General features: G+C 35.8%; 10 protein-coding genes. 3 read left to right on the top strand and 7 right to left on the bottom strand.

Features of this window, described 5'->3' with window-relative positions; translation table 11 throughout:
• Positions 1-164: 164 nt before the first annotated feature.
• Complete coding sequence (locus tag KI356_RS28400; protein ID WP_265176551.1) at positions 165-299, top strand: hypothetical protein; 135 nt, start codon at positions 165-167, stop codon at positions 297-299.
• A gap of 153 nt (positions 300-452) precedes the next feature.
• Here the strand turns inward: KI356_RS28400 and KI356_RS04440 are convergent, their stop codons facing one another.
• The 6 genes from KI356_RS04440 to KI356_RS04415 all read right to left on the bottom strand — a co-directional run bounded on the left by KI356_RS04440 (position 453) and on the right by KI356_RS04415 (position 9,790).
• Entirely contained in the window at positions 453-1,754 is a 1,302-nt protein-coding gene (locus KI356_RS04440) for a glycosyltransferase family 2 protein (protein WP_212934867.1), read from the bottom strand.
• Positions 1,751-2,506 (bottom strand): nucleotidyl cyclase domain-containing protein, encoded by a 756-nt coding sequence (locus KI356_RS04435; protein WP_088060545.1) that lies wholly within the window; start codon positions 2,504-2,506, stop codon positions 1,751-1,753. Before KI356_RS04435 ends, KI356_RS04440 begins: the two co-directional genes overlap by 4 nt.
• A 267-nt stretch (positions 2,507-2,773) precedes the next feature.
• Positions 2,774-3,985: a NupC/NupG family nucleoside CNT transporter gene (locus KI356_RS04430; RefSeq protein ID WP_212934866.1), complete on the bottom strand. Its 1,212-nt coding sequence runs from the start codon at positions 3,983-3,985 to the stop codon at positions 2,774-2,776.
• A 363-nt stretch (positions 3,986-4,348) separates the two neighbouring features.
• Positions 4,349-6,124 (bottom strand): C40 family peptidase, encoded by a 1,776-nt coding sequence (locus KI356_RS04425; RefSeq protein ID WP_212934865.1) that lies wholly within the window; start codon positions 6,122-6,124, stop codon positions 4,349-4,351.
• Between the two features lie 210 nt (positions 6,125-6,334).
• Positions 6,335-7,219 carry a D-amino-acid transaminase gene (locus KI356_RS04420; RefSeq protein WP_212934864.1) on the bottom strand — a complete coding sequence of 295 codons (885 nt, stop codon included), beginning with the start codon at positions 7,217-7,219 and terminating at the stop codon, positions 6,335-6,337.
• Between the two features lie 642 nt (positions 7,220-7,861).
• Positions 7,862-9,790: an LTA synthase family protein gene (locus KI356_RS04415; RefSeq protein WP_212934863.1), complete on the bottom strand. Its 1,929-nt coding sequence runs from the start codon at positions 9,788-9,790 to the stop codon at positions 7,862-7,864.
• 551 nt (positions 9,791-10,341) lie between these two features.
• On the opposite strand from KI356_RS04415, the gene KI356_RS04410 reads away from it, so the two are divergent.
• Positions 10,342-10,707 (top strand): YkvA family protein, encoded by a 366-nt coding sequence (locus KI356_RS04410; RefSeq protein WP_128281803.1) that lies wholly within the window; start codon positions 10,342-10,344, stop codon positions 10,705-10,707.
• A 50-nt stretch (positions 10,708-10,757) separates the two neighbouring features.
• Entirely contained in the window at positions 10,758-11,249 is a 492-nt protein-coding gene (locus KI356_RS04405; protein WP_128281804.1) for a metal-binding protein, read from the top strand.
• Positions 11,250-11,364: 115 nt separating this feature from the next.
• On the opposite strand, the gene KI356_RS04400 is transcribed toward KI356_RS04405, so the two are convergent.
• Positions 11,365-11,682 carry a magnetosome magnetite crystal formation protein family gene (locus KI356_RS04400; RefSeq protein ID WP_002123936.1) on the bottom strand — a complete coding sequence of 106 codons (318 nt, stop codon included), beginning with the start codon at positions 11,680-11,682 and terminating at the stop codon, positions 11,365-11,367.
• Positions 11,683-11,822: the final 140 nt, after the last annotated feature.

Here is an 11,822-nt window from a genome sequence, read left to right as displayed (position 1 = left end):
AATCGATATGTTTCGACAATATCCGATATTTTGTAAATTATGTTCATATTTTTGACAAAAATATGTCGGAAATGTGTTGTCACTTTTATGTATATGTGCTATATTATTTCCTGTAAGCGATTTCAAATAGTTTTAAAGCGCATTCAAGGGGGACATCTAGAATAATGAAACGTTACGAAAGAAAGTGGAAGCATATTTGTTTGAAACGTGTGGCACATCGAAATGTCCAAGAAAGCACGGAACCTAAAGCTGAAACTCGTAAAGAGCATCAAGAGAAGCAATTGGTTCTACAAAAATAGCAATCACTTTTTCGTATATAAATGAAGGTCGATCGTTCGTTGGGGGATGGACGTGAAATAACTTTCAGCTAAGGGGTATTGTCTGATATATAGTATTACGGTAAAAAATAAGCACAGAGCATACGGCGCTCTGTGCTTATTTTTTAATGAAATCTATTTTTCTTTCTTAAATCGTACTGTTTTATCCCAACCAATTACTTGTTTCTTGCTCTTTGCACGTAAGTAAAGAATGAGACTGCGAATAAACAAATACGTAAAGAGCTGTGCGTACGTAAAGTACATAATGACGCTTATGAAAATATTGGTCGGTGTAAAGGTTCGTTCGACGCTCTGGGCACTAAATAATTGAGAAACATATGTAATATATGCGACATACCACATAAATAGTAATGGAATGCTATATTGAATTTGGAATATCCCGAGCAGTCCAATTACAAACCAAACGTTTGAAATGATTAGGAATAGCCAAAATACGACATACACTAAAACTTGTTGTAAGGAATGGACGAGAAGTTTCCCTTTAAAGAAGCTTAACGAAGAAAACATTTTTTCTAAAATGTATAAGTTTCCTTGAAGCCAACGTGTACGTTGTTTAATAAGAATTTTTAAATGCTCTGGTTCTTGTTCCCATGTAATCGATTCCGGGACGATTGGTAAGAGATAGCCCTTTTGGGTAATTCTTAATGTTAATTCGGCATCCTCTGCAATTGCATAAGGATCATAGCCGCCAAGCTCTTCTAATGCAGAACGACGAAGAAGCATGTTTGTTCCGGTTAGTGAACCTGTTTGGAATAATAGCCAGCGTCCAGATTGCATAAGGAGCTGGAAAATCTGAAATTCTAATGAAATCATTCGTGTAAGCCAATTTCTTTTCTCATTTACTGTACGAACGTGTCCAACTGCTCCAACGGCATCCTGGATTGTTTCAGCATGTTCTACGAGCATTCGCAGTGCATGTGGTTCAGGTTGATTATCTGCATCGTAAACACAGAAATATTCACCGTCCGAAATGCTAAGGCCGTAGTTTAATACACGCGATTTTCCTTTCGGTTCGCCAGGTGGTACACGAATGTGATGAATATGAGCATAAGCTTTGTCGAAATCATCACCAATTTCAGGTGTTTCATCTTGAGAGTTATCGTTTAATAAATAAACGTTTAGTTTGCCTGGGTATTCAATCTTTGCCATTGCTTCTAATGTATCTTTAATAACGACCCCTTCATTATGAGCAGGTATAAAAATATCTACACTTGGATAATGTTCTAGCGTACGATCTTTTCGTTTACTAGTTCGATGAATTAAGCCCGCAATTGTTAAGAAAGAGTAATAAACGAGTAAACCAGAGAATAGAAAGGCTGTAAAAATCAATACATATTTAATTGAAAATGTGATGCTGATCCAGAAAACAAGTACACAAAACAAAATAAATAAAAGAAGCATAACGAGTGTCATCATAATGGGGCATGTCCTTTTGTATTGATTTGTTCTCGTTTTATTTTAATATCTTGAATTGCTTCAGCAGCAAGCCATTGCTCCATTTTTGGGTGTAGACGGTTCATTACAATATCAGCACCGGCTTCATTTGTGTTTTGTAATAAAATGACTAATGTGTTGTTGTCATATTCAGCAGCAAGGTCAAAGTCAGTTCTGACTGTATCAACTAATAATGAAGCTACACGATCCATGACACTTTCCTTCGTATATTTACTAAAGGAAGTGAAATCAAAGAAAATGATAATGCCTGTTTCATTACGACGACTCATTGCAGTCTTTAATAATGCTTGTCGTCTTTCAAATTCTTGTCTTGTTAATAATTTTGATTCTCCAATGTATTGCTCAAGCACTCTCACTCGTTCAGTTAACTCTTTATTTTTAAGGATAACCTTTTTTAATAGGTGGGTTGAAATATAAACAATGAAGAAGTTAGCTGCCATCAGGAAGTGGGTAATAATATATTCCCATTGATCTGATGTACTCCATAAGTGAAGCCACGCTTCATAAAATAAATAGAATACTGAAATAATGGTTCCTAGTATGAAGAAAATAAATGCTGTTTTATCAGCTAAAAATAGGAATAGTACATTTATGATGACATATATAATTGTAAAAATGAGCGCATGCTCATATTTCGTCACATGTACAGTAGTAAAATAAAATAAAATTTGTAAAATCCACATAGAGAGGATTTTATAGGACTTATCTTTCACGAAACTTTCCTCCTTAAAGATAATTCGTGCTGGATATTTGTAGTATGCACAATTATTAAGAAATGGACCATGTAGCTGGAAGTCTTTTGGGGGCGAGAAACATCAAATAGTATCCCCCTTGTACAAGAAAAAATAAACAGACATACTAATTATTGTAACATAACGTCTATACATCTAGACATAAAGTATTTAATGTATATACGGAAATCATATTTGTACAATATAAAAAAGCCTCCTTTTTAAAAAAGGAGGCTTTTCATGAAATTATTATAGGAACATCATACCTGCAACTGCTGCGTTTAAGAAGTTCGCTAGTGTACCAGCGATAACTGCTTTAATCCCTAATTGTGCAATTTGTTTACGGCGAGTAGGAGCTAACGTTCCTGTTACACCTAATTGAATTGCGATAGAAGAGAAGTTTGCAAAACCACAGATTGCGAATGTTAAAATTAGATTTGTTTTTTCAGAGAACTCTGCCATGTGTGGTCCTAAGTTTGCGTATGCAACGAATTCGTTGATTGCAAGTTTTTGACCGATGAAACTTGCTGCTTGTATAGCTTCACCTGGAGAAACCCCGATTAAGATTGCAAATGGTGATAGTAAGTAACCGAAGATTAAATCAAGGCTAAGTTTAATATCGAACCAAGAGCCAACCCATCCTAATAGACCATTTAATAAAGCGATTAATGCGATGAAAGCCATTAACATTGCTGCTACGTTAATAACAAGTTGCATACCTTCAGATGCACCACGTGCAGCTGCGTCGATAACGTTTGCGTCTTCACGTTCTGTAGAAAGTTCAACGTTGTTATCTACTTTTTCTGTCTCTGGCATAATTAGTTTTGCAATTAATAAACTTGATGGAGATGCCATAATTGCTGCTGCTAATAAGTGTTCTAATGGAATTCCCATGGCTGCATAGCCGACAAGAACCGATCCGGCAACAGCTGTCATACCACTTACCATAATAGTGAAGAATTCACTGTTAGTTAAACGTGCTAAGTATGGTTTAATTAAAATTGGTGCCTCAGTTTGTCCTAAAAATACAGTTGTTACTGAGTTTAAACTTTCTGCTTTCGAAGTTCCAAGAAGTTTACTTAATGCGCCACCAACAATACTAACAAATTTCTGCATAATACCGAAATGATATAAGATTGCAACTAATGAACTAATAAATACAATTGGAAGTAGTGCTTGAATCACGAAGATAAATCCCCAAGGTCCTTTTGCGTTGACTAAATCCCCAGCAACGAATCTAATTCCCTCGTAAGAAAAATTAATTAATCCTTGAACGCCGTCAGCAGCGTATTTTAAAACTGCTTTTCCAGCATCCCATCGTAATACGATAAATGAAAATGACATTTGTAATGCTAGCGCGATTAAAATTGTGCGCCAATTAATAGCTTTGCGGTTGGAAGATAGTAAGAAAGCAATTGCTAATACTCCAATCACGCCGCCAATTCCCCATAAAAGATTCATGCAGTGTATGCTCCTTCCTCATAGTAAAAACGTGTATAAACCAGTTGTCTATACTTTTGCGAATATAACATCTTAAGTAACTTATCATAATGGACATCGGAGGTCAAACGTCTAACGAAAAGTTTAAATAAAAAGAAAATTCTTTGAAAAAACACATATAAAATGAATCGACATGAAATAGGTTATGTTTTTTGGGGAAATATATACATTATGATAACGCTTTGGATAATTTTTATAGAATGTAGTGTATGAAATAGGGAAATGAACGCATAATTTTTGCGTAGAGAGAATAAAAGGGGATTACTATATTGAGCCTTTTAAAAAAGAGCCTTCTAGTAAACTAGAAGGCTCTGAAACTATCACTTAAGGTGCTTTCGTATACCCTAAGAAATGACTTTTCCAATAAGAGTTACTTAATGAAGCGATTGCTACACCTTTATCTCCAGATTGGATAAATGATCCGCCACCAAGGTAGATACCCATGTGAGAAGGACCTTTTTTATAAGTGTCTTTGAAATAAATTAAGTCACCTGGTTGTGGATTTGAAGTTTGTGATAAGCTGCTCCAATATCCAGCAACACTTTGGCGGCTAATGTTATGACCAAATTTCTTGAACACGTGGTAGATGTAACCACTGCAGTCAACACCGTTAGCAGAAGTACCGCCCCAAACGTATGGTACGCCTTGCATAGATTTCGCGTATGCAAGTAGAGAAGAACTGTCACCGCTATTATTAGTGTTATTATTGTTGTTATTATTTTGATTATTATTTTGATTGTTATTTTGATTGTCGTTAGGCTTATTATCTACTGCACCACCAACTGGTGTTTTAGATAGGAAACGTGTTCCGATGTAACCAGTTTGACCGTTGTAGTTAATTTTGCTCCATCCAGAGTTTTCAGAGATTACTTGAACCTTCTGTCCTTGTGGAAGTGCGCCTATGATTCTATAATTTGTACCTTCGCCGCTACGTACATTTAGTGCAGAAGCATTAATGTAGTAGTCACCAATTACACCTTGTTCAGGTTGTTTTGGCTGCTCTGGTTGTTTCGGCTGTTCAGGAGTAGAAGTGCCACCTTTAACGAATTTTACAAACTCGCTACTAACATAGCCTGCTTTTCCTTGATAGCTTACTTTAAACCATCCGTTTTCAGAACCAACTACGTTTAATGTTGTACCATTTAATACGCCACCAATTACACTATGGTAAGCAGCAGGGCCTGTACGAACACGTAGCGATGTTGCGTTAACAACGTAAGTTCCGCCAGTTTGAACAGTTGCATTATTGTTTTGTTCTGGCTTATTATTTTGCTCTTGGTTGTTACCTTGAGTGACGTTTTCGTTAGAACCGCCTTTTGTTACGTAGTCTTTGCTTAAGTAAGCTGTTTGTCCCGCATAATTGATTTTGAACCAATCTTGAACTTCGCCTACAACTTGTACTACTTGTCCTTGTTTAACAGATCCTACAGTTGGATGAGAAGTGCTAGGACCCGTACGAACGCGAAGGGAAGATACGTTTACTGTATAATTTCCGCTTGCTGGCTGTACATTTGTTTGATTGCTATTATTGTTGTTACTGTTTGTAGAACCCGCATTTGAAGAAACGCCCGATACAAATTCGCTACTAACATAGCCAGTTTGTCCGTTATGGTTGATTTTCACCCAACCATTTTCTTGACCGATAACGTTTAAAGCTTGTCCTTCATATACACGTCCAGAAACAGAACTAGAAGTGTTAGGAGCTGTACGAACACGTAATACATCAGCAGTAACTTTATTGTTTCCACCTGTGCTTACATTGTTAGTTGCTGCTCCGTTTTTTGATAAAAATTCACTACTAACATAACCTGTTTGTCCGTTATGGTTAATTTTGAACCAACCATTTTCTTCTCCAATTACGTTTAATGATTGACCATTATAAACGCGAGAGATGACGTCGTGAGAAGTACTTGATCCTGCACGAACATGCAGCACGCTAGTATTCACCGTATACGATGAACTGTTTGATGCGGAAGCTTGGACAGTTTGTGTAGCAGCTTTTTGTGTGTTTTGTTCAGGGGCAGCTTGAACGCTATCAAGTGTAGGGGCTGCTCCTCCTGCTACAGACACTGCCGCAAGACCGGCAAGGTATTTTTTCATAATTTGTCGATTCCTTTCTGTCTGTAATGTAGTGAAGAAATATTTACCAACTGTTAAAAATTCTAAAGAGCATGTCGATTACTGTCAAGACTTATGCGGTAATCTGAATATGACAAAAAGATTACAAGAAAAAATCAAGGCATAAATTCACACCTTGATTTCCATTTAAATACATATATTTGATGTGGAAAATGAGAAAATTATTCGTATTTAGGAAGATGTGCTGTTGGATTTTAAAAGGCTTCGAGAAAATGACCTTTGTAGTAATTTGGTGATAGGGCCAACTTGACCATCTTGAATCGCAGTTCCATCAAGGTGGGTCATCGGCAAAATTTCAATAGTCGTTCCCGTAAAGAAGCATTCATCTGCTTGATGAACATCGCGAATGCTGAAAAGCTCTTCTTGTACAGGAAGTTGAAGAGTGTTAGCTAAAGAAAGGACGTACTGACGAATAATGCCGTTTAAAATAAGGTGATTGGCTGGATGCGTATACAGTGTTCCGTTTTTTATGAGAAAGAAGTTAGAGTGGCTACCTTCAGTTACGATACCATTTCGTACGAGAAGTGCTTCTTTACAACCTTTGCGCTCAGCTTTCGTATAAGCTAATACATTTGGTAATAAATTTAGCGATTTAATATCACAGCGGAGCCAGCGCGTATCAGGTTCTGATATAGCACGTACACCGTATTCAATCCATAAAGCCGGTCTTTCTTTTTTTGAAATATAAGCATAGATTGTCGGAGAGGTGTCATATGAGAATGCATGTGCTCGAGCTTGTACACCACGAGATACTTGTAAATAAATCGTTCCATCTTCGTGGAAATTATTATTTTCAATTAGTTTGTAGAGTAAGATGATGAGTTCGGCTTTTGAGAAAGGGAGCGATAATTCTATTTCGTCCATGGAGCGATATAATCTTGTTAGGTGTGGATCTAATAAGTGAAAGTTTCCGTTATAAAGGCGAATAATTTCATAGACACCATCGCCAAATTGTAAGCCTCTTTCTTCAAGTTCTATGTACGCGCGATGTTTCGTTGTATCAATAACTGCATCATTCCATAGTACAAATCTTTCGTATGCCAATTTTCGTCCCATCCTTTCGTTAGTACATAAGTAACGTGAAACTTTAATTCATTCGGAATAAAAATCACTATAGTAATTTTTATGTGAGTAATTCTCTACATATGACGTATATATATTTTTGAGACTCCCACGCCTAAAGACGATGGGCTTTCTCGTTGGGAAAGGGCTGTAAATCATAGAGAAGTAATGATGATTTATCCCGTAAAAGCCCGATTGTTGAAGGTTAATAATCAGTGGGGGATGAACAAAACCCCCACTGATTAAAGTTTCACTTTACAGCATTTTGTATATACAAATTCGAAAATGAGAAATAAGAATCCTGCTTTTTGAAAAAAAAAAAGCAACATTCGTATGGAATGTTGCACAAGGAGGGTAGCTATCTTTCATAGGGACATTGCCTGATTAAAGGTTTTGTGTATGGAAACAAAAACACTTTAAAAGACAATTATAAGAAAGTTGAAAACAAATGATGCGCATATTTCTCTAAGGGATCTTATTACAGATGAGAGATAAGAAATATGTGGAACCTTGTTTACATATTTTATTATAAAGATGCTTCGTTAATGTGGTGTAAATATTAGATGAAGGTTATGTAATTTTAAAGTTAATGTATAGAAGAATTTGTAGGGAGGAAAATAAAAAAAGAGGCTGAGATTACTCAGCGCTCTTCTTTTCTTCTTTAATAGCTGTTTTTACTTCACCAGTTTTGATTTTATTGCTTTCAGAGAAGCGAAGTAAGTCGCCTTCAATAATTTTGTCTGACATGTTTAATTCATTTTGTGCACGATCAATAAGTGGTTGAGCTTCTTCTTTCGGTAATTGTACAACTTCACCTGTGTTACGGTCGTAGAATGTACTGTTTGTGTACATGTACTTATCTGTAATGAAGCTACCGTCACGAAGAACAACGAATCCTTTATTGTCTGGTGAGAATACGTCATGACCGAATTGAATTTGATTCGTAGAATCTATACCAAGTAAGTTTAGAATTGTTGGTTTAATGTCAATTTCACCAGTTGGTTTTGAAATTGTTTTACCTTCTTTTTGACCTGGAACGTGAATAAACATCGGTGTTTTTTGTAAGTTCATATGGTCAAATGTAGTAATTTCTTCTTTTCCTAAGAACTGTGCCATTGCACGGTTATGGTTTTCAGAAATACCATAATGGTCACCGTAGAATACGATAACAGAGTTGTCATAAATACCGTCTGCTTTTAGACGCTCAATAAAGTGTTTCATTGCTTCGTCTAAGTAGCGAGCTGTTACCATATAGCGGTCGAATACACCATCACCAGAGTTGTACGGCTCGATCAATTTCGTACTGTCATCATAAGTGAATGGGTAATGGTTTGTTAAAGTAAGGAAGCGAGTATAGAACGGTTGCTTCACCTGTTTTAACATATCGATAGATTGATCAAAGTATTCGATATCTTTTAGTCCCCAGTTTAATTTTGTTTCTGGCGTAATCTTATAGTCAAGTTCGTTGTAGTAACGATCATAACCAAGTGCCGGATACATAATATTACGGTTCCAGAATGTTGCGTTGTTTGCGTGGAATACTGATGTGTTATACCCTTGTTGACGCAAAATTTCTGGAGTTGCTGTATATTCGTTATTACCGTGTGTGAAGAATACAGCACCGCGGTCTAGTGGATATAATGAAGTATCTACTAAGAATTCAGCATCAGATGTTTTTCCTTGCCCAGTTTGATGGAAGAAGTTATCGAAGTAATAACTTTCTTTCGCAAATTGGTTTAAGAATGGTGTAACTTCTTGTCCGTTAACTTGCGCACCAATTAAGAATGTTTGTAATGATTCAAGAGAGACAACAATTACGTTTTTCCCTTTTGCAGTACCGAACATATTTGGATCTGGTTTACTTTGTGTTGTTTTCACATAGTTTTCTGCTTCTTGTAATTTACTACTATCCGCAAATGCTTTTTGTGAACTTGATTTTGCTTGTAAGCCAAGATCATATGCTTGATGTACATATAATCCTAAGTTTTTAACAAGCATAACGCGGTCGAATGAACGTGTTAATAGCTCTGGACGCTCAGCTTCTGCAAATCCTAGATTTACGAAGAAAATAGCGATTGTTGACACGAAGTATAAAGAACGCATCGGACGTGCTACACGCTCTGTCGGTGCGAAATTTTTCTTCTTCTTCAATAGAACGAAGAATACGATAATATCCGCAAATGCAAGGATGATTTTGTAGTTAAATAATTCTTTCACACTAGAACCTAAACTTCCGAAATTAGACGTTTGTCCTAATACTGGTAAAGTAACGAAGTCATTGTAGAATCCGTAGAACATTACGTTACCAACAAGAATGAACGTTAAAATAAAGTTAATTCCTAGTGCTATATAGTTACGTTTTTTCCCTTTTGCAAATAATGCAAGACCCACAAACAGTAATGATGCTGCTAATGGACTAATGAATAAAATGAATTCTTGCATGAAAGATTCAAGTTTTAAATCGAAGCTAGTGCGTGTAATGATGTAGGTTTTTAGCCATACGGCCAAAGCTACGAATAAAGTGAAACGCACATTTTGAAATTGTGATTTCATGGTTTCTTTCATTCATTTCCACCCTTTCTCTATCAGGCTTGGTCGATTTTGGAGCGAAAAATGTTAAAATAAAAAATACATAGTTTTCTTGGTCATAATTAGAGTTTCTATATTCACCCATATACGACTTTAACTATGCATACCCTTTTTGGTTTCTTGTGCTGCTCATAAGCATAACGTCATTTCTGTATTATACAACAAAATTCATTTCTGAGAAACACTATAACATTTTACATTTTTTGTATGTGTTTTGTCACTACCAGAGAAAACTTTAACATTCGTTTATATGCCCGTCAACTAGAAAATATAACAAAAATAGAAAAGAATGTTAAGTGGAATTGAAAGTTTTTTGGTTGAGAAATATGGAATAGAAATTTTTAAGTGGTTGTCTAGAAAACTATTATATGAAGGAAAATACTAAAAAATTAACGAACACTTGTTCTTTTTAGTTTTGTTTGTTACAATGAAATTTCATTGATAGATTATGTGTAATTTTGATGAACTTTTACTGATAACATAACATATTGTAGCTTATTTCTTTTGAAAAATAGGGAGGCTTTTGAATGAAACAAAAATTTTCAGTTGAAGCGTTTTGGAAGAAAATAAAACATGTTGCGAAACAGGCAGGGCAATCGGTCATTTATGCCAGTTTATTATTGTTTTACGTTTTGCAAAGACCGGATGTTCCAAAACGAGTGAAAATTATTGTAATCGGAGCACTTGCTTATTTCATTGCACCGGTTGATGCAATCCCAGATTTCGTTGCTGGAATTGGTTATACGGATGATTTAGGTGCGTTAACGGCGGCACTATTACAAGCATCGATATACGTAAATGAAGAAGTGAAAGATAAGGCACGAGTGAAGTTGGCAGAATGGTTTGGTTCGGATATAGACACATCATTTATCGATCAAAAATTAGATCAATAGGTGAGAACTGTCATAGGATGACAGGGCGAACGTAAGCGAGGAAGTGCATTATGCCATCAGGAAGAACGCATACGAAAATAAACTTAATATCCCTTCCGGTTGTTTTGTTTATGCTTGTTTCGTATGGATTAACAAATTTTGATTTTTTATTAACTTTTGCAATTGGATTTCTAGTAGGTACTTTCTTTTTAACACCGGATTTAGATACGTATAGCAATGCGTATAATAAATGGGGATTACTCCGCATTTTTTGGTATCCATATAGGAGCGTAATGCCCCATCGTTCCTTCTTCACGCATACGATTATAATTGGTGATGTTATTCGTATTGCATACATGTTAATCGTGTTTTCTCCGTTTTTATTCCTATTAAATGTAATCGCATTGGACGGAAATTTAATAGAAATTGCGAAAAAACATGAGGTTGAAATTGTAACGTTTATAATGGGAATTGTTGTGGCAAGTACGCTCCACATTATAGCGGATAAAGCGAATACGCGCCGAAAGAAAATGATGAGAAAAAAGAAGAAACGCAGAAGATAAAGTGAAACTTGAATCAGTGGGGGGATATCCCCCACTGATTATTAGCCCTCACTAATCGGGAAAAAGGACACTTTCAGTTTGCAAGTGTCCTTTTTAATTAAATGTTTGTTTAAAATTATGCTTTCAGTACTTTAATACCTTTTACGATATTCCAAATGAAGTAGTATAAGCTAATGATTCCGCAAATACATAAGACAATCATTGCTCCAATTCCAAGTGTTACGTCTGGTCGGTCAGATCCGATGCCCATAATTCCTAAAATAATTAGGCCAATGAATGTAGCTATACTTGGAATAATGTGTGTCCATAGCGCACGTTTTGCATGTGGTTTCGTTTCAGCATCGCCCACAATCCAAACGATAATTGGGAATAAGATAGGGGCAAATAGTACACTAAAGTATGATAAAGCAGCTAGTATTTTGTTTCCGTTCATATATATCACCTCATAAATAATGTCCGTTGTTATACTTTTAGTATGCAGTAAATTTGGTAAGCTTACTATCGATGAACATTACAAGAACGTGACGTTTTTGTAAGATTTGCATATTAAATAATGAAATTTTCAAAAAAATC

The sequence above is a fragment of the Bacillus hominis genome (assembly GCF_018332515.1).
Classification (GTDB): Bacteria; Bacillota; Bacilli; order Bacillales; family Bacillaceae_G; genus Bacillus_A; species Bacillus_A hominis.
The sequence above is the reverse complement of the archived record's forward strand: the minus strand, read 5'-3'. Positions and strand labels throughout refer to the sequence as shown.